We start from the raw sequence: 17,837 nt of genomic DNA, 5'->3' as shown, positions 1-17,837 counted from the left end.
TGGCAGGAATTCGCCTGCCAGAGCATTGGTTGATTGGACAACTGCGTGGCGACTAGGCCATCAGTTGCTTAATCTCTTCGGGGCTGAACTTCTTTTCCATGCGGGCGCCCAGCTGCGATACGATGCGGCTGGCCGCGTGCGATCCCAAATGCCCCGCTTGTTTCCACGACAAACCGTTGGTGATGCCGTACAACACGCCGCCGGCATACATGTCGCCAGCGCCCGTGGTGTCGATCGCGTCGGTCGCGACACCTTCGATCGGGAACGATTCACCGCCATGCATGATGATCGATCCGTTGGCCCCTAAGGTCATCGCAACGTTTTCGCAGTGCTTGTGAATCTCTGCGGCGCACGCGATCGGATCGGTTAGTTTCGTCAGGCTCTTCGCCTCTTCTTCGTTGCAGAAGAACAGGTCGACGGGCCCTTCGATCAGGCTCCAGATCTCGTCGCGCATCGTGTTTACCAAAAAGGGATCCGATGCGGTGAAGGCCACTTTGACGTTGTTCCGCTTGGCGCAATCGATCGCCTTGTAAGCAGCCGCTTTGGTCGATTCGCCGGTCAATAGATAGCCTTCGACGTACAGGTATTTCGCCTGGGCGATTTCCGCTTCGTCGATGTCGGCTTCGCTGAGCGTGATCGAGACGCCAAGATTGGTCAGCATCGTTCGCTGCGCGTCTTCGCTGATCAAAACCGCACAGGTTCCGGTCGGTCCCGATTCCGCAGGGGCGACTTCGATCGTAACGCCCAGTTCCCGCATGTCTTTCAGAAAGAAGCCACCGACTTCATCGCCGCTGACCTTCCCCGCGTAGGCGACCTTGCCGCCAAAGTCGGCGATTCCGACGATCGTGTTCGCTGCCGATCCGCCCGCACAGCGGTTCAGCGAAACGTCGCCCAAACTCGACAGCACGCTTTGCTGTTGGATGTCGTCGACCAGCGTCATGATCCCTTTGTCGAATCCTGTGGCGGCCAAGACTTGGTCGCTGACGCGGGCTTGAATATCTACCAAGGCGTTTCCAACGCCGTATACGTCGTACTTCATTGTCATTTGGTTGGGTTAAAAGGAATGCGTAGGAAGCCGGTTCGCGGGGAACGAACATCGCGAGCGCAACAAACCGGGAGACCGCCGGACGGATGTCCGGGGAGGTTTGTTTATAACGCTTGAAGCCGACTAGCGGCACCTGTCCAACCCACCCGCTCCCAACGCGAGGGTTCGCAGCGATCGGAGAGTCCGCGAAGAAAGAGTTCAATGTCGTGGCGTTTGCCGCCAAACGGGGCTACTGCGTTTAAGCCTTTTGCATCGCGGAGGCAATGCTCTGTGGTTTGCAGAGCAGCTTTTTATCGTTCGCGGCGCGTCCACACTTCAGGCAGACGTGGGTCGGTTGATCGATCAAACGGACGTACATCCCGATTTCGCCACGCAATGACTTCTTAAGTTTGCAGAGTTCTTTGGCCATCGACAGGATCTCATTTCGTAAGGATTAGTTTGCCTTGGCGGGTCTTCCGCAACCGGTAGGTGATCCCGTCCAGCTCGATCCAAACCTCCTGCCGATCTCCCGATAGCGTGGAAAACTCGAATACTTTGGGGAGGATCGCCGCGCCGCCGAGATGGGCGAGGTCGACGGGGGGCTTAGGCGAGTCCATTGCGTAGGGTCCGATTGACGGCGGGAAGTCTCGATTCTTAGAAACCGTCGCAACCGCGCTGCGGCGGGTGGCTTCAAAAATCATTTACGCTGCCATTGTTGTGAAAAATGGTGCCCCATGCAAGACAGTAATGATACTGATTCTCATTAAATGCGTTTTCGGGCCGTCGCTTTTCAAAGCGATGGGGTGCTATTGGGCAGGATAGGCAAGCGATGCACGCCGTTCGATTCGCTGGTTCCGGACAAAGGGCTGCGTGGGTGGGTGGGGTTGAGGAGACTTGGTAATTGATTCCGAATTGTCGCAATGGGAGATCGCATTTTAACAATTTTAGTGCCAAGCCTAGGCATTGCGTGTTCCCGCGGATCAGCCCGAGACGATTCCGAGACATACACTTTTGTAGATAACAAAGGTGTTCAGTGTTTCACGTAAGTTCTTCCAAGGATGGGAAACTATAACGATGCGGAAAAGTATCTTGGGTGCGCTGTCGATCGCCCTGGCGATTGCCACACAACACAGCGCCTTATGGGCTGGCAACCCCGCCAGCTGTTCGGGTTCCGAATGCGATGCCGGAATGATTCGTGGTGATGGTTGTGCTGCCGGTTGCAGTAGCGGCCTCGCTTCTGATTGCGACGGGTGTGGATCCGGTTGCAACAGCGGTTCCAACGCCGGTTGCGACGGATGCGGTGCCGGCTGCAACAGCGGTTCCATCGCCGGTTGCGACGGATGCGGTGCCGGCTGCAACAGCGGTTCCATCGCCGGTTGCGACGGATGCGGTGCCGGCTGCAACAGCGGTTCCGGTGCGGGATGCGACGGATGGGGTTCCGGCTGCGGCAAGGGGGGACTGTTTTGCGACAGTGCTGGTGGCGACAGTTGCTGTGCCGACGGCCTGTTCGGGCTGGGATTGCTGGGAGGAAATCACAGCGGTTGGAACATTTCGGGTTGGGTCGATGCCGGCTTCATCGGAAACACGTCGAGCCCTGACAGCAAGTTCAACGGGCCCTACAACGCTGTCGATCGTAGCAACGAAGGGATGTTGAACCAGCTGTACATGATCGTCGAGAAACGGCTGCCACGTGATGGCGCTGGCATCGGTGGCCGCATTGATATTCTCTACGGCGAAGACTACTTGTTGGCTCAGTCCAACGGTTTGGAACGCCGCGACGATGGGTCGGCTCGCTGGAACGGCGAATATTATGGCTTGGCATTGCCACAAGCTTATGTTTCGATGGGAAACGAAGACGTCTCGCTGCAGGTCGGTCACTTCTATTCGGTTGTCGGTTACGAAGGAGTCATGGCACCGGATAACTTCTTCTACAGCAAATCCTACAGCTACCAATTTGCCGGTCCGTTCACTCACTGGGGTGCCCAGTTGAACGTCCGCCCAACCGACGCGTTGAGCTTTAACCTGGGAATTCACAACGGCTGGGATTCGTTAGATCGCGAGAGCGATAAGCCCGGCTTCATCGGGAAGGTCCGCTACGATTCTCAGTCGAGCAATGCGTGGACCTCGTTTGCGATCACGACGGGCGATTCGAGCAACAACCTCTCTGGCAACGCATTGAATCCCGACTTCACCAACCGCACACGTTACAGCTGGTTGATGGCGTTGCCCGTGACCAAACGTTTGGACTACGTGTTCCATCACTGGTTGGGCTTCCAAGAAGAGGGTGCCGCCGACGGCAGCCGAGCCGATTGGTACGGAATCGACCAATACCTCACCTACAGCTTCAGCGACTGCGTGAAGGGTGCGTTGCGGTTCGAATGGTTCCGCGACGAAGAGGGGACACGCGTCGGTTTGAACCGATCCAGTAACCCCAACGATCCGCCATTTGTGGGCGACTTCTACAGCCTGTCGGCCGGTTTGAATCTAGCGGTTTCCAAGAGCCTAACGATTCGCCCTGAACTGCGGGCCGATTGGTTCGATGGCACTGCCGTCCGTCAACCGTTTGACGATGGCAACGACGACAACCAGTTCATGCTGGGAATCGATGCGATCTTGCGAATCTAAGACGAACCTCACTCCGATTCGTAAAACGCGCGAGCCGCAGGATGTAGGGCCAAGCCTTGCCATTCTGCGGCTTGTTGACGTGTGATCATTCGCGGCACGGAGATTTCGTTCCGATAGAGTGCTTCGAGCGTTGCGGTTACCAGCACCGACGGCGCGTTGCGACGGGTCGCCAGAAACGCGGTGGTGCCAACGGTCGCGATCCCGTCCTCGGGCAGGTCCGCCGCCGGATAATCGGTCGGCAAGATCTGCAACGGCCGCAGCGTTGGATGGTCCAACGAGATATTGAGTGGATCGTCCACCGCCAGCAGCCGGAACTGCTTACTCTGCAACGCGGCAGCCACGATCTTGCTACCTCGGGCAACGCAGACGATCGAGATGGGAATCGTTTCGTCCAGCCGTGACTGCTGGAACGGTTGGTAGACAAATTCAACCTCGCCATTGTCCAGCCCTAGCGAATCGAACAGCATGTGAGCCGCCAATTGCGAACCGCTCTGCTGGCTACCGATCGCCACGCGTTCTCCAACGATCTGTGAAAGCTTCTTAATTTCCAGATTGCTGCGCGCGATCAGATGCAGGGCCTCATAATACAGTGGTGCAATCACGCTCACCTGTTCGCCACGGACGGCGCTGGCTTGCAAGATCGCCAGGTCGACGTCGCCGGCCAGCAAACGTTTTAGATTGTCAACCGATCCCTCGGTCGTCAACGCTTCGACGGGACGATCAACCGCTTGTTGCAACCGGTTGGCCAGCTCACCGGCGACATGGGCATAGACATCCCCGGTCGGGCCTCCCGCGATCTTCGGCTCCGATGGCAAGCGGTCGTGCAGCATTCGAGCGCCAAACAAAACGGCGGCCAGGATCATCGGCAGCGATAAGACCAGCAACAACATCATCGATTGAAAGCGCCGATGGCTGTCGGACGTATGCATTAACCGGCGTCCGATCAGCGCAGCGAAGATCGGCACTTCCGACAGCCAATCGAGCCCGCGTTGCAGCGGCGTGCGCGGGCGAGCCCTAATCGGCTGGCCATTCAAAAAACGATCCAGATCATCCGCCAACGCTTCGGCCGTCGCGTAACGCTGCTGCGGCTCTTTCTGCAAACACTTCTCGACGATCGTTTCGAGATCTGCCGGCGCATCGCAGAACGATCGGAGCGCCGGCGCTGGCCGATGGATCACCTGCATCAATGTCTGCATCACCGAATCGGTGACAAACGGCGGCCGACCGGTGATCAAGGCGAATAGGATCGCCCCCAGCGAGTAGACATCCGATTGTGGGCAGGTCGCTTCGTGGTCGCCGCTGGCCTGTTCGGGAGCCATGTAATTCGGCGTTCCGATCGCGGCGCCGCTGTTCGTCAGACTGCTCTCGGCATCGACATGTTTGGCCAATCCAAAATCGGTCACGTGGACTTGGTCGCATGCATCGATCAAGACGTTGCCCGGCTTCAGATCGCGATGCAGCAAGCCCCGTTGGTGGGCATGGTGAATCGCCGCGGCGACATCGCGGACATACCGCGCTGCCTCGCGACAGTCCTGAGGTCCGTCGTCGACCTTCTTCGAAAGATCGAAGCCTTCGACGTAGTCCATCGAAAAATAGTAGTGCCCCGCCTCGAGACCAAAATGATGCACCGCAACAATATTGGGATGCTTCAACTTCGCCGCCGCTTTGGCTTCGGAACAGAAACGCTTGATCTCATCGCGGCCGGCCAGCACGCCCGACCGAATCATCTTCACGGCGACCGGCCGATCGAGATTCTTCTGGTGACCAAGGTAGACGACTCCCATGCCGCCGCGTCCGAGAACGCTCTCCAGAACGTAGTCCCCCATTTCAAAGGGCAACTGCGGACCGGCGCCCTCTCCTGGGACCGGCGTGATCGCTAGCGTGGCTTCGAGATCGTCGCCGATGCTGTCGATCCGCACGCCCGCCCGCGTATCAGCCGCGGGATCGGCCTTTTCAGTCGCACCGTTGGAGCCCGCCAGTTGTTCGATCAGATCGGCGGCGTCGAGAAGTTCGGAGAGCTGCGACTTCAGTTCGGGGAATCGTTCGATGAAGTCGGCGCGGCTGTCCGATCCACCCGCATCGCGCGCTTTTAAATACGCGACAAACGCCTCGTCGATCGGATCGGGAAGATCGGACTCCTCCGGTTGATTGGAACTTGTTGGATCAGGCATCCCCGTTTTACCGCTCTCAATTCACGAATTGCTTCATTTAAGTGTTCGTATTGTGGACCAGACTATTGGCTCTCGTCCAACAGAATTTCCCGCAGCCGTTTCAGCCCTCGCTTCAACAGTCCGCCGACAGCCATCTCGGTCTTCCCGACGGCTTCGCTGATCTCTTTCATGTTCAGCCCCTCCATATAACGCAGCTTGATCGCCGCCGCCTGCATCTCGGGCAATTGATCCAACGCGTCCAACAGCGCCTGCGAAGTCTCCGCCCGCATGATCTGTTGGCTGGGGCTGGTCGTGCTGCCCGCCAATTGTCCCGCCAGTCCCGGACCGCGCGATGAATCGTTGGCCAGCCGAACTTCGTGAGCGACCGAGCGTTTTTGAGTGATCACGTGCCGAGCGACCGCCGACGCGAGGTTGTTCCGCAAGATGTTGCGGATCCAAACGACAAACGCCGCCGGTTCCTGGCCTCGAAACGCGGGAAGGTCGCGTTGGGCTTCCATGAACGTGATCTGAACCAGATCGGCCGGATCGATCCGTTGCCGCAACCGATCGTCGAGATAGCGATGCGCTAGAATCCACAGATAGCTGCGATACTGTTCCAGCAGCTCGCCAAAAGCGTCGGCGTCCCCTTCGCGGGCGCGGTCGAGCAGAAATTGAGTGGTGGATTGGGACAAAACTGTGGCTCGCTGACCGACGTCAAATCGAAAGATCCGAGGTCATATTGTCGCACAAAGCGACCGCGCACACCAACGGGCTATGGCCGATGGAGCCCATTTCTACAGAGTCACCAATCGATCGGTGCGGCTTAGCCTTCTTGAAGCAATTGTTCGACCAGGTCCTCGATCGTCTTGTCCCCGGTCGCCCCTTGCCAATTCAATTCACCTTGCCACCAGTGTCGGATGTACCCCTGTTTGTCGACGACGTAGACGGTTGGCCACATCGTGTTTCCCCAGGCACGCCAATTTTGCGAACCCAGGTCGACAAGGATCGGAAACTCCAGATGACGCTCGACCGCCGCGGCCTGCACCGCCCGGGGATCGCGTTCCCGCGAGGTCTCCGGCGTTTGGATACCGACCACGACGACGCCCTTGTCGCGCAGTTCGCGATGCCAGCGTTGGTAATGAGCAAAGTTGGCGTGGCAGTTGTAACACTGGAACGCATAAAAATGAACCAGCACCACCTTCCCTTTCAGCTCGCGGATCTGCAGCGGCGGCGAATTGATCCAGTGTTCGACGGCGACGAATTCGGGAGCCATCGGATAGGTCCGCTTCAGCTGGCCGGTGTCGAAGGGCTCTCCCAAAACCTGCCCCAGTTTTTGGATCTGCTGTGGCTTGAGCACCTGTTTGTAGCCCTCGCGTTCCGCGGCGACTGCCTTTTGCAATTTCTCGGTCAGTTCGTCGGTCGGCTGTTTGGCGGCGGCCGCCTTCTGAAGGCGTTGTTCCAGATCGCGACAGGTCTTTGCCAACGCGATCAGCTTGGTTTGTTGGCCGCGATCGATATCCAACTGCGTCGCCATCTCATCGGTCAACAGCATCCGCACGCCTTGCGAATAACATTCCAGTTGCTTCAGTCGTTGCTGTTGTTTCGCAGATGTGTTGTCGGCGAACCACTTGCGAACCGGTAGCTCGGTCTGATCGATGATCTTGTTCTGTTGGTCGGCAGGCAGCAGACGCGATTGAAACCAAGTCGAATCGACACTTTGGAAGACGTTTTCCAAATCTGCGATCTGCGCTTCGGAGAGCTCCAGTTCGGCATGGACCTCGGGAGCATGGACCATGGCCAAAAAATAACGGGGGACCAAATCGTCGGCGGGCGCCGTGGGGGAATCGTCGGCGCGTGCGGAGGTCGCGGCGGCGACGACAGCCATCGCGATGGCGAGGAGGGATTTCATGCGATTGCTCCTGATCGAGATCGGATAAGCGAAGAGAAGATGAGAACAGTTGCTCGGCGCGACCGGGCAGGCCTACAATTGTACCGCTGCGGCCAGATGCCCTATGTGACTTAGCTCACGCTTTTCGAGAAACCATCGCTCCCAGGAAACGCCCGATGAGTCTAGCGGTCTTAAATCAAGTCTATGACGAAACGCGGCGGCTCGCGATCGCTGGCAGTAATCTCGCCGCCGGGGACTTCCGTTTGACCAAACTGGTGGATCCGTTGGAGAAGTCGGCCGCCAAGGCTCCCGTATTCGGACAGGTCGCCGCGTCGATCCAACGGCTTGTTGACGCGCCGGCCGACGAATCGGCGCAGGCGCTGTTGGACCTCAGCTCTCTCGTCTCGGCCATCCTTTATACGCAGGGGCAAACGACGATCCAGGGCGATCTGGAGCCGATCGCGACGTCCAGCCTCGGAACCCAGACGACTCAGGTTTCGGCCAAGTTGATGAAGCCCTTGATCGAAGCCCTTACCTCGACCGGTTCGGGGCGGATGGAAACGATTCGCGAGGCCTTCGATCAGGGAGCGTTTGCCGATTTGAGGATCATCAATTTGGCAGTCGCCGCGTTGGACGATACCTATCCCGAACTGGCCGATTTTGTCGCCGATCGGATCCTGCCCGGTTACGGCCGCGCGATCGTGCCGTTGATCGCCAAAGAGATCGACATCAAGGGACGGGCTGGGAACGTACGGCGGTTGCGAACGCTCTACCGCTTGGATCCGCAAGCCGCTCGCCCGCTGGTCTTGGAAGCGTTTGAAAACGGTTCGAAAGAGATGAAGATTGCCGCGCTCGGATGCCTTGGCGATTCCGACGACGACCTGCCGCATCTGCACGACCAAGCCAAGGCGCGTTCCAAAGAGGTCCGTCGTGTCGCCCTGGAACGACTGGCCCGATTCGACGACGACAAAACCATCGCCATCTATTCCGCCGCTTTGAATTCAAAGGATCTCGAACTGGCCGCGATCCCGGTCAGTCAGAACGCAAGCGCCACGTTGGCCGAAGTCGCGCGGGAGACGGTCCGGCAACAAGCGACCGATTTGCTCGAATCGAAAACGCGTACCAAGCTTGGCCCGTCGCTTGTCCGTTTCCATACGTTGTTGTTGACGTTGCAAGAACGCAGCGATGAGCCGACGTTGGAATTGTTGCAGTGGCTGTTTGCGCAGCACCCTGCGTTGACGGCGCTCAAGGGGACGCCGGTCTCCGGTGCCGACGTGGTGCAGCAGTTGACGCAGGTGATGCTCAGCACCGGCGCGGCGTCGATGCATCAATTGCTTGTCGAGAGTCGCGATGAGTTGCCTGATGATATTTTTGTGAACTGTTTGCGAGCGGGAGTCGAGTCGTTGACGCCGCAAGAAGTCTACAAAGTCTTCTCCCCCTACTATCAAGTCGGCAGCAAGTCGCGAGGGAAAGCGAAACAGCGGCACGAGGCGGTTCAGCGTTTCATCGTCTACGGTGGCGATCGCGATCTCTGGTACATGCACTCCCGCGTCGCCGCGGCGCATCGCGACAGCGATGGCGACGAAGCCGCCCCATCCCGACCGCGGGTTTGGGATCCCGCTTGGCTCGACGACGCGATTGCTCAAGACGATCTGGAGGCGGTGACCGAACTGGCGACCGTGTCGACACCGCCGCTGGACGAATATCTTTCGACGAAGTTTGCCGCTCTTTTGAAACGAAGCGCCCGCGTCTATGAGCTTCGCAACGTCGTGGCGGTGATGATCCGCATCGGTCACGCCGAAGCGACCGACAGCTGGATCGCGGCGATCGAAAAACTGGGCAGCAAGAGTAGCGGATACGGCCTGTACTGGATAACGCAGCTGGCGGGCGACCTTCCCGCGGCAGAGATCCCAAAAGTCGAAGCGATCCTTCCCACGTTGCCCGAATCGGCAGTCGACGAAATCGTCGCCGCCCTCGGCCCGCGGAGACAAGAAGCCGGGACGTAACGCGTCGTTAAGCCGCAATACCGTTCAACGAAGCGTAGTGGACGAGGTTACGAGTCCTTTTGCAGCAGACCAAATCGCTGGGACTCGTAACCTCGTCCAATACATCCCGCCGCGAATTCTTTCGACGGTCCGAGGCTCCTACATTGAACGGTATTGCGTTTCACCGCGTGCCCACCGGGCCGCGCGCTCACGCGCCGAAACGTGGACGCGCGGGGCGTTGCCGCCGCGGTGAAACGATGTGCGGGATCACGGGACGCGTGGGACCGGTTTGACTGCGGTTCCAGGGCGGATCGCGTCGCTGGGGTAGACGATCACTCGATCACCCGCGCTCAACCCGTCGGTGATCTCGGTCTCCGATTCGCTCTGCAATCCGATCTGCACCGGTTGCAGGTTCGCTTTCCCATCGACGATCGACAACACATGCCATTTCCGCTGGTGACGAAACAACGCACTGTTGGGGATCTGCAGCGCTTTGCTGAGTTCCTTGACGGTAATCCGAGCTTCGATCCGATAACCGTCCCCCAGCGAAGCGATCCTTTCCGCCGGTTCGTTGAAGTCGGCGATGATGTTGACGCGTTGCTCCTCAACCCCCAGCGATGAGATCTTGGTGAACGCACCCGGTTCGATCACGCGGACGTTGCCCGAAAGCGGCGTGTCGCCACCCCAGTGTTCGACCATCAATTCGGCTCCCGGTTTGATCCGGACCGCGTCGGTGGAGAGGACGTCGATTTCGATCTCCAGATTACTGGGATCGCCCAACTCCAACAGCGGCGTCCCCACGGCAACGACCGTGGAACTCTCTTCAAAAACTCGCAGCACACGCCCCGAGATCGGCGCATAGATTTCAAACGGCTCCGCCGACGATTCCTTCTGTTTATCGGAGAACTGATCGACGGCGGCTTCGGCCATCTCCAATTCAAAGCGGGCGATCTCGGTGTCGAAACTGGCGGTCTTGATCGCTTGAGCTGCTGCCAAACTTTCGGCTCGCACGACGTCGTACTGTTCCTGCGAAATCGCTCGACTGGCCAACAGCGTCTCGGCCCGTTCCAGTTTCGATTCGCTTAGTTCATGGTTGATCCGAGCTTGTTCGGCGCTGGAGTTGGCTCGCTGCAGCGCGGCTTCGGAAGCCAGGACTCTCGCATTTGCTTCAGCTCGCGCACGCGAATCGAGGATCGCCGGATCGCTCGGCAGGATCACGGCCAGTAGCGTTTTCTCGTCGCAATGGTCTCCCGCGTCCAATTCGATCCGAGAGATTCGTCCGGAGACGGGAGCCGACACGATGTACTTTTCGCGGATCCGCGTCTTGCCATCCTCTTGCACTGTCACGCGCAGCGGCACGATCGTGGCGGTCGCAAATTCGACGGCGACCGGTTTGGGGATCAATGTGAAAGCGCTGGCCAATGCCAGGGCAACGAACATCGTCAACCAGATGAATGTTTTGAGTGAGAACTTCATGATCGAGGAATATCTATAGGGAGTTACTCACGCATCTTCAACACGGCGACAAGATCCAGTTCGTTGATTCGCCGTTGCACGATCAAGCCCGACAGGAACGTCGCGACGACAACGACCATCGCAGCCAGAGCGAAGGTCTCGCGGCTGACAACCAACGGGATCCGGTAGTTGTCGGTATCGAGTCCCGCCGCCATCACGCCGGCCAAAGCGTAGCCCAACAAACAGCCTATCGGAATCGCGCACACAGTGAACAGGCCGATCTCACCCAACAGCACGATCGAGACCTCTCGGCGGGTGAAGCCAACGACGCGCATCGTGGCCAGATCGCGGCTGCGTTCGGACAGCGAAATCCTTGCACTATTGTAGACCACGCCGATCGCGATCACTGCGGCAAACATAATGATAAACGAACGCATCACCAGGATGTTTTTGGCGACCGTCTCGTTGAAACTCTCCAACACCGCCAACTTGATCGCCACGCTGCCGACGCCCGGTCGTTGCTCCAACTCGCGAAAAACATCCTGCAAACGGCTCGAATCGACTTTTAGATAAGCCCCCGACGCAACCTCCGATTCTTTCAACAACTTGTGCAGTTGTTGTTTGTTCATATAAGCGTTGACGCCTGTGTATTCCTCGACGATCGCGGTGACTTCGATCTCCACCGTGGGGCGTTTGTCTTCCAGGATCTCCAGCGTGACAAGATCGCCTGGCCGGGCGCCCAGCAGATCGGCGAGCTTGCTGTTGAGCATGATCCCAAAGTCGGGAACCTGGACTACTTGTTCGCGACTGTCGAGCAAGCGATACAACTGAGGATCGTGTTGCAGTCCCAAGATCCCAACGCGTCGCGAGCGGTTCTGAAACTTCACCTCCGCCGCGACCGAACGCATCGTTTCACTCTCTTGCACCCCCGGCAACCGAGAGACTTCGTAGACGACCGATGCGGTGGCCGGTTCGACAAAAGTGACCGAGATATCCTGTCGCTGTGCCAAGCGGAATTGGAAGTCCATCATGTAGTTGATCGAGTCGAGCGAAAAGTTGCCGACGATCATCACCGCGACGGCCATCGCGATCCCCAAAATCGAGAGGCTCGCCTTCAAAGGCTTTCTCGCCACATTGCGAATCACCATCCGAACCTCCGACGGCAGTGATCCGGCGGGGACAATCCTTTCGATCAGCGTGGGACGATAGTTTGCTGGCGGTGCCGGACGCATCGCTTCAGCCGGCGGCAGCGTGATCACTTCGCGAACACTCAACCAAGTGCCGATCAATGCCGCGGCGGTCGTCAACAGGAACGCCAGTGCGATCGCCAACCAATCGACTTGGAATTCGAGCTGTGGGAATTTGTAGAACTCTTCGTACAGATGAACGATGTTGGCCGCCATCCAAAAACCGAGCCCCGCCCCGATCACCGTGCCGGTCAACGAGATCACCAACACCATGTGCAGATAGTGCAGGCCGACTTCGACGTGCGTGTATCCGAACGCCTTTAGCGCGGCGATCTGTTCTCGCTGTTGTGCGATGATCCGCGAGATCACGATGTTCAGCAGAAACGCGGCGACCGAGAGGAAGATCGCGGGGGCCATGATCGCGGTCGAACGCAATTGCGCCATTTCGTCGGACAGGAATTGGTGTGAGATCTGTTGATCGCGATCGTACGCGCCGACGCTGCCATACGGCTTGAGCAATCGATCTAACTGGTCGATCACCTCGTCGACGTTGCTGTCGTAGGCGAGCTTCAGCGTGACACTGTTAAACGCCCCGGTCATGTCCAACGCCGCTTCGAGATCGCGTTGGTTGATCCAGAAAACGCCAAACCGCTTGTTGTCGGGCATGATGCTGCCCGGTTGCACCTGGATCACGTATTCGGGCGAGAGCGCGACGCCGACGATTTTCAGCGTCTGACGCCGGCCATTGATGATCGCATCGACGGTGTCGCCGGCGACGAAGCCGTGGGCGTCGGCGAAGACTTCGGAAACGACGACCTCTCCCGTTCGGCCCGCTTCGAGCATCCGGCCGCGAGCGATGTACAACTTGTTTAGCACCGCGTCGCCGCGTTCGGGGACCGAGATCAGCCGAGCGGTTGCGGGATCGGCCATCTCCGGAACGTCCAGCAGCACGTCGTCGACGATCCGAGCTTCGACCGACGCGACGCCCGAGATCTGGGCGATCCGCGGCAGCATCGTGTCGGGGACGCGGCGGGCCGACGAAAAGACATCCGCAAAACGGAACTCGCGATAAAACGAATCCTTGCTCGTCGCCAGCGATGCGTAGGAACACATCGACATCACAAACGTCGCCACTCCGGCAGCGATCACCAGCACGATCGCGACCACTTGCCCTTTCATCTGCATCAGGTCGCGAATCAATTTGCGATCGAGCTTTAACATGCGTGCCGCCGATTCGTAGCGGGGAACTCGCGTCGTCGGGTGTCGCTTGGGATCACCATTGCAACGCCTGAGCCGATCGTTTGTCGGTGTTAGTCTGCACGCCCGCGATCTGCCCATCGGACAGCGAGATCACGCGATCGGCCATCTGCGCGATCACAGCATTGTGCGTGATCACGGCGGTCGTGGTCCCCAGTTCGCGATTGATCCTGGCGATCGCTTCGAGGACGACGATCCCGGTGTGAACGTCTAACGCGCCGGTTGGTTCATCGCACAACAAGACTTTCGGTTTCTTAGCGATCGCCCGCGCGATCGCCACTCGCTGTTGTTCGCCGCCGGACAATTGAGCGGGAAAGTGATTCGCTCGGTCACGCAACTGAACCAGTTCCAACGCTTCCAACGGATCCATCGGCGAGCTGGCGATCTCGGTAATCAGTTCGACATTTTCTCGAGCCGTCAGGCTGGGGATCAGATTGTAGAACTGGAAGACAAAACCGACGCTCTGCCGCCGGTATTGGGTGAGTTCGGCATCGTCGCTTGCTGTCAGTTCGCGGTCCAAATAGTGAACCGTTCCGGAGGTCGGCGTATCGAGCCCGCCGAGGATGTTTAATAGCGTCGACTTGCCGCTTCCGGAGGCCCCCAGCAAAACGATAAACTCGCCGTCGAACAGGTCCAACGAAACGCCTCGCAGCGCGTGCACCTGGACTTCACCCATGCGATAGATCTTCGCGACGTCGACTGCTCGGAAAACTGCGGTTTGCGAGCCTGCGTGCGACATCGTTGCTTTGAAATCCAGGGTCTTAAGGACGGAGAGAATTTAAAGACGGATTGGCCGTTGGAGTCGAGCCTTCAGGCGAACTCTTCTGCGATGAATCGGAGCATCGATCGGCTGAAGCCTCTACTCCAGCGCCCATTATCAATGGGAACCGAAGCCGCGTACACCCAAAACGTCAGTCGATTCTTGGCATGAGTTTTGCGACAATGCAAAACAACGCGGCGAATTGTGCCAAGATCGACAACCTGGAACGAATTCCTTTCCGAATCAACGCTCGCAACCCTGCCAAGGTGAACCATTATGAATACCTATCAACCACAAACCCACTCGACCACGGTCGGCTACATCTGTTGGATCTTCGGATTTTTTGGAGCCCATCGATTTTATTTCGGTCGCCCGATCAGCGGTACGATCTGGGCGTTTACCCTCGGCTTCTTCTTGATCGGTTGGATCGTCGACCTGTTCCTGATCCCAAGCATGAGCCGCACGGCGAACCTTCGCTACAACAGCGGCCCGTACGACTTCAACGTCGCGTGGGTTCTCTTGACGTTTTTAGGGATGTTCGGAATCCACCGCTTCTACATGGGCAAGTGGCTGACCGGCGCGCTGTGGTTCTGTACCGGCGGGCTGTTCATGCTTGGCTATCTGTACGATATGTGGACACTCAACGCGCAGGTCAGTGAGTGCAATCACGAAGCCTACGCCGGCCATTCGGCGATGTCGATGGGCTAGTCGTTTACTGAATCGCCGTCCCCGGCAGGTGATCCTTTAGATTCACCAGTCGCACGTCGGGGATGCCTTCGATGAATTGTGGGAAAGCGGCGTCGACGATCTCGCGTCGCGCGGCCTCTCGCCAATCGATAGTCTCCGAGACGGAGCAACTCTTCAACAGCACCAGCTCCGTTGCTTCCAATTGCTGAGCCAACAGCGCTGCGATCGAATCGGTTGTCGTCGCCCAGTTGGTGGGCAGGCTGATCGGGCCGCGAGTGTTCGCATCGTAGAACGCATCGACAGCGACCAGCGCCGCCGAACGGTTTCCGCGGTCGAGGCTCCACCGCTCTAATGCCTTCGCGTCGCCGATCGGTATAAGCTCGGGCATCAGCTCCGAAACGATCTCGAATGTGTGCCGCAACAACCGAATACACCGCCAGTGCATCGCTGTGAGATCGAGTTCGAAGCGGCGGTCCATCCCTCGCATCACATCGATCAGTTCGCCGCCGCCAACGATGATCGCTGTCTTTCGTTGCGACTGCGCCGTCAACCAACGACGAACCGCCACGGCGAGGCCTGGATTGACCAGTAGGCTGCCGCCTAGTTTGACGACTCGCACGGCAGGCGTTTTGTCGGTCATGCGAACCTCGATTCGGCGAGACAGGCAAGGGCGTAGGCCGGGCCGACACGGGACCGCTCGACCCCAAGTTCTTGAGCCAGCGAGATCTGCCGCGCCACCGACTCGGGCAGCAACCAGTCGCCATGTCCGGCGATGACCCACGCGGACGCATCGCTTGCAACTTCGGCGATTCCGGCGGCGATCCGGTCCTTCAAAATCGCTTCGATATGTTTGGACGCGACGATCGCATCGTCGAGGGTGAAGGTGCGGTGATCCAAGCCGATCATCCGTGCGATTCGGTTGATGCTGTGCTGGACCGTCCGCGGCTTGCCATCGGCCGAATCACAATCCTCGGGCATCGCGGCGGTTCGACCGAGGACCAAAAAACAATCGTCCGTCGTCGCGAAGAACTCCGCCATCACCGGAACCTCGCGGCCGCGAAACGGCAGGGTCGAAGTGACGGCGCACAGTGGAGTTCGCCCCACGCCAAGATAGAGCAATTCGGAACGTTCCAGGCGGTCGAGGTCGGTCCGCGAAGACGTTGGTACGCCGCGGGAATCGACCGCGATCAGATCGGTTGTCGTCGACCCGATGTCGATCATCAATCCGGTTTCATTGTCGCCGAGATATCGTGCGGCGTAGCTGGCCGTCGCGTGCCAGTTCGCCGCCGCGACGTCGTCGGGGGACGACTTCGCCTCATCGGCTCGCAGCCACTGGCCGTCCAAGCTGTAAACCCTCAGTGGATCGACGCCGGCGGACGCTTTCAATTGCGTGGCTTCCGCGACGGCGTCGACGATCTGGCGAACACCTTGCGGGCGATCGACGAAACAGTCGGCCAATTCGCCGGTCATCGTCAGGGCATAACGCGTTGCTGCGGTTGGTGTTGGCAGCAACTGTCTCAGTTGATCCGCTAGACGTTCGGGATACTTCCACAACGCAAAGGGTTCTGCGCAGGTCCAGCCCGATGTATCGGCCGCTTTGATGTTGGCACCGCCGACGTCGATTCCGATCCAACGCATGTCGGGCGGTTCGGATTTCGAGGCGGCTGCTTGGGCCAACATGGCGTCGTTCATTGCGATTGCGGAATTTTGGATGGGTTGCGGCGGCAGGGGCCGGAGCCGGTCGGCGATATGTCGACTTGCCCCGCCCCGTCCCAACGGACTGCGGAAACGGAGGGATCAAGGGTCAGCGGCGCCGCGTCGAGGCCGAGCATTGTTGCAGCAAGATTGCTTTTCATCAAATGGCGAACGCCAACATAAGAGGTCGTCAATCGAGGATTGATCTCGATCACGACATCGTTGCGCGGGTCGTCGGCGAGAACTAGGTCGATGCCAACGTAGCCGACCGGGCTGGCGGCATCGTCGCAGAGCGACGATCGGTCGATCAGGGCATCGAGCGCAGCGGCTGCTAACGATTCGGTACGGTCGACGATCGCGGCGGGGAGCGGGCATTTGCCACCGTGATAAGTGAAACAGGGGGACTCGATTTTCTGCAGACAGGCCGGCAACCAATGGATCGCACTGGGAGTCACGATCGCGGCGATGCTGACCGCTTGCCCAGGGTGATAGGCTTGGATAATCCAGTCGCCGCTACGGCGTCGGCGTTGGTTGTCGGCGTGGGTGAAGGAGCCAAAACGCTGAATCTCGATCGCTCCGCAGCCGTCGTTTGGTTTTAAGATCCATCCCTTGTCCCTTGTCTTCTGCGGAGCTTGCCGTGGCCCAAAGGAGATCGGATGAGGAATCTTCGCTTCCCGTAAACGTTGGCTCAGTTGTAGTTTGTCGGTTGCCGAAGCGAGGAAGTTGGCATTCCCTGCGATCACGTTGCGGCCGAAGCCTCGAAACGCGGCGACTAGTTTGTAGAGCAGCCGATCGGATTCCGGTGCGATCAGGATCGCGGCGTCGCAGTCGGCCGACGCGGCCAACCATTGCGAGATCAGGTCGGCGGAGCTATCGACCGGGATCGTTTGGATCGAATCATCGATGCGATGGGGCAAACGGGAGTCGATCGTCGTGACCACGCGGGCACATCGGCTTGCGTCTTCGCAGATCGCGTGATGCATGGCGGTTCCTTCGGCCAGCAAGCTCTGCGGAAGCGAGGCCAAGGGAGTTGAAGCGAGACCGCCGCCGATTGTGTATTCACCAATGAAGACCTGCATGATAAACCTGCCCTGAATATGATTGCCGGTGCCAGTCGCGAAGCT

15 protein-coding genes are annotated in these 17,837 nt (G+C 58.8%); 3 read left to right on the top strand and 12 right to left on the bottom strand.

The features are described 5' to 3' along the window. Positions 1 to 52: 52 nt before the first annotated feature. The 3 genes from Poly24_RS19165 to hemP all read right to left on the bottom strand — a co-directional run bounded on the left by Poly24_RS19165 (position 53) and on the right by hemP (position 1,641). The gene (locus Poly24_RS19165) at positions 53 to 1,039 is read right to left on the bottom strand and encodes an adenosine kinase (RefSeq protein WP_145099222.1); all 987 of its coding nucleotides are present in this window, start codon (positions 1,037 to 1,039) and stop codon (positions 53 to 55) included. 244 nt (positions 1,040 to 1,283) lie between these two features. Continuing rightward, the gene (locus tag Poly24_RS27140) at positions 1,284 to 1,454 is read right to left on the bottom strand and encodes a hypothetical protein (protein ID WP_197452020.1); all 171 of its coding nucleotides are present in this window, start codon (positions 1,452 to 1,454) and stop codon (positions 1,284 to 1,286) included. Positions 1,455 to 1,464: 10 nt separating this feature from the next. After that, entirely contained in the window at positions 1,465 to 1,641 is a 177-nt protein-coding gene (gene hemP, locus Poly24_RS19160) for a hemin uptake protein HemP (protein WP_145099219.1), read from the bottom strand. Between the two features lie 457 nt (positions 1,642 to 2,098). On the opposite strand from hemP, the gene Poly24_RS19155 reads away from it, so the two are divergent. Beyond that, a complete protein-coding gene (locus Poly24_RS19155; protein WP_145099216.1) occupies positions 2,099 to 3,649 on the top strand; it encodes an outer membrane beta-barrel protein in 1,551 nt (516 codons plus the stop codon). An 8-nt stretch (positions 3,650 to 3,657) separates the two neighbouring features. On the opposite strand, the gene Poly24_RS19150 is transcribed toward Poly24_RS19155, so the two are convergent. From Poly24_RS19150 to Poly24_RS19140, 3 genes are all read right to left on the bottom strand, one after another. Beyond that, positions 3,658 to 5,820 carry a serine/threonine-protein kinase gene (locus tag Poly24_RS19150; protein ID WP_145099213.1) on the bottom strand — a complete coding sequence of 721 codons (2,163 nt, stop codon included), beginning with the start codon at positions 5,818 to 5,820 and terminating at the stop codon, positions 3,658 to 3,660. 62 nt (positions 5,821 to 5,882) lie between these two features. Continuing rightward, on the bottom strand, positions 5,883 to 6,491 hold the full coding sequence (locus Poly24_RS19145) for a sigma-70 family RNA polymerase sigma factor (protein ID WP_145099210.1): 609 nt from the start codon (positions 6,489 to 6,491) through the stop codon (positions 5,883 to 5,885). Between the two features lie 131 nt (positions 6,492 to 6,622). Next, positions 6,623 to 7,708 carry a redoxin domain-containing protein gene (locus Poly24_RS19140; RefSeq protein WP_145099207.1) on the bottom strand — a complete coding sequence of 362 codons (1,086 nt, stop codon included), beginning with the start codon at positions 7,706 to 7,708 and terminating at the stop codon, positions 6,623 to 6,625. A gap of 155 nt (positions 7,709 to 7,863) precedes the next feature. Here Poly24_RS19140 and Poly24_RS19135 point away from each other — a divergent pair, with 155 nt between their 5' ends. Continuing rightward, the gene (locus Poly24_RS19135) at positions 7,864 to 9,693 is read left to right on the top strand and encodes a DUF5691 domain-containing protein (RefSeq protein ID WP_145099204.1); all 1,830 of its coding nucleotides are present in this window, start codon (positions 7,864 to 7,866) and stop codon (positions 9,691 to 9,693) included. Positions 9,694 to 9,939: 246 nt separating this feature from the next. Here the strand turns inward: Poly24_RS19135 and Poly24_RS19130 are convergent, their stop codons facing one another. The 3 genes from Poly24_RS19130 to Poly24_RS19120 are packed head-to-tail and all read right to left on the bottom strand — an operon-like array spanning position 9,940 to position 14,310. Beyond that, a complete protein-coding gene (locus Poly24_RS19130; RefSeq protein WP_145099201.1) occupies positions 9,940 to 11,148 on the bottom strand; it encodes an efflux RND transporter periplasmic adaptor subunit in 1,209 nt (402 codons plus the stop codon). A gap of 23 nt (positions 11,149 to 11,171) precedes the next feature. Further along, positions 11,172 to 13,535, bottom strand: coding sequence for an ABC transporter permease (locus Poly24_RS19125; protein WP_145099198.1), 2,364 nt, complete (start codon positions 13,533 to 13,535; stop codon positions 11,172 to 11,174). Positions 13,536 to 13,587: 52 nt separating this feature from the next. Continuing rightward, positions 13,588 to 14,310: an ABC transporter ATP-binding protein gene (locus tag Poly24_RS19120; RefSeq protein WP_145099195.1), complete on the bottom strand. Its 723-nt coding sequence runs from the start codon at positions 14,308 to 14,310 to the stop codon at positions 13,588 to 13,590. Positions 14,311 to 14,607: 297 nt separating this feature from the next. On the opposite strand from Poly24_RS19120, the gene Poly24_RS19115 reads away from it, so the two are divergent. Then, positions 14,608 to 15,039 carry an NINE protein gene (locus Poly24_RS19115; protein ID WP_145099192.1) on the top strand — a complete coding sequence of 144 codons (432 nt, stop codon included), beginning with the start codon at positions 14,608 to 14,610 and terminating at the stop codon, positions 15,037 to 15,039. A 4-nt stretch (positions 15,040 to 15,043) separates the two neighbouring features. Here the strand turns inward: Poly24_RS19115 and Poly24_RS19110 are convergent, their stop codons facing one another. From Poly24_RS19110 to Poly24_RS19100, 3 genes are read right to left on the bottom strand one after another with little or no spacing between them, the layout of a single operon-like run. Beyond that, positions 15,044 to 15,658 (bottom strand): amino acid kinase family protein, encoded by a 615-nt coding sequence (locus Poly24_RS19110; protein ID WP_145099189.1) that lies wholly within the window; start codon positions 15,656 to 15,658, stop codon positions 15,044 to 15,046. After that, entirely contained in the window at positions 15,655 to 16,710 is a 1,056-nt protein-coding gene (locus Poly24_RS19105) for a hydantoinase/oxoprolinase family protein (RefSeq protein ID WP_145099186.1), read from the bottom strand. The genes Poly24_RS19110 and Poly24_RS19105 overlap by 4 nt, the downstream gene beginning before the upstream one ends. Then, on the bottom strand, positions 16,707 to 17,792 hold the full coding sequence (locus tag Poly24_RS19100) for an ATP-grasp domain-containing protein (RefSeq protein ID WP_145099183.1): 1,086 nt from the start codon (positions 17,790 to 17,792) through the stop codon (positions 16,707 to 16,709). The genes Poly24_RS19105 and Poly24_RS19100 overlap by 4 nt, the downstream gene beginning before the upstream one ends. Positions 17,793 to 17,837 lie beyond the last annotated feature (45 nt).

The sequence above is a fragment of the Rosistilla carotiformis genome, from assembly GCF_007753095.1.
Classification (GTDB): domain Bacteria; phylum Planctomycetota; class Planctomycetia; order Pirellulales; family Pirellulaceae; genus Rosistilla; species Rosistilla carotiformis.
The sequence above is the reverse complement of the archived record's forward strand: the minus strand, read 5'-3'. Positions and strand labels throughout refer to the sequence as shown.

What these genes read in the sequence shown, in the direction of transcription:
- Poly24_RS19165 (WP_145099222.1), bottom strand. Translation starts at nt 1,039, where the DNA reads ATGAAGTACGACGTATACGGCGTTGGAAACGCCTTGGTAGATATTCAA.
- Poly24_RS27140 (WP_197452020.1), bottom strand. Translation starts at nt 1,454, where the DNA reads ATGGCCAAAGAACTCTGCAAACTTAAGAAGTCATTGCGTGGCGAAATC.
- hemP (WP_145099219.1), bottom strand. Translation starts at nt 1,641, where the DNA reads ATGGACTCGCCTAAGCCCCCCGTCGACCTCGCCCATCTCGGCGGCGCG.
- Poly24_RS19155 (WP_145099216.1), top strand. Translation starts at nt 2,099, where the DNA reads ATGCGGAAAAGTATCTTGGGTGCGCTGTCGATCGCCCTGGCGATTGCC.
- Poly24_RS19150 (WP_145099213.1), bottom strand. Translation starts at nt 5,820, where the DNA reads ATGCCTGATCCAACAAGTTCCAATCAACCGGAGGAGTCCGATCTTCCC.
- Poly24_RS19140 (WP_145099207.1), bottom strand. Translation starts at nt 7,708, where the DNA reads ATGAAATCCCTCCTCGCCATCGCGATGGCTGTCGTCGCCGCCGCGACC.
- Poly24_RS19135 (WP_145099204.1), top strand. Translation starts at nt 7,864, where the DNA reads ATGAGTCTAGCGGTCTTAAATCAAGTCTATGACGAAACGCGGCGGCTC.
- Poly24_RS19130 (WP_145099201.1), bottom strand. Translation starts at nt 11,148, where the DNA reads ATGAAGTTCTCACTCAAAACATTCATCTGGTTGACGATGTTCGTTGCC.
- Poly24_RS19125 (WP_145099198.1), bottom strand. Translation starts at nt 13,535, where the DNA reads ATGTTAAAGCTCGATCGCAAATTGATTCGCGACCTGATGCAGATGAAA.
- Poly24_RS19120 (WP_145099195.1), bottom strand. Translation starts at nt 14,310, where the DNA reads ATGTCGCACGCAGGCTCGCAAACCGCAGTTTTCCGAGCAGTCGACGTC.
- Poly24_RS19115 (WP_145099192.1), top strand. Translation starts at nt 14,608, where the DNA reads ATGAATACCTATCAACCACAAACCCACTCGACCACGGTCGGCTACATC.
- Poly24_RS19110 (WP_145099189.1), bottom strand. Translation starts at nt 15,658, where the DNA reads ATGACCGACAAAACGCCTGCCGTGCGAGTCGTCAAACTAGGCGGCAGC.
- Poly24_RS19105 (WP_145099186.1), bottom strand. Translation starts at nt 16,710, where the DNA reads ATGAACGACGCCATGTTGGCCCAAGCAGCCGCCTCGAAATCCGAACCG.
- Poly24_RS19100 (WP_145099183.1), bottom strand. Translation starts at nt 17,792, where the DNA reads ATGCAGGTCTTCATTGGTGAATACACAATCGGCGGCGGTCTCGCTTCA.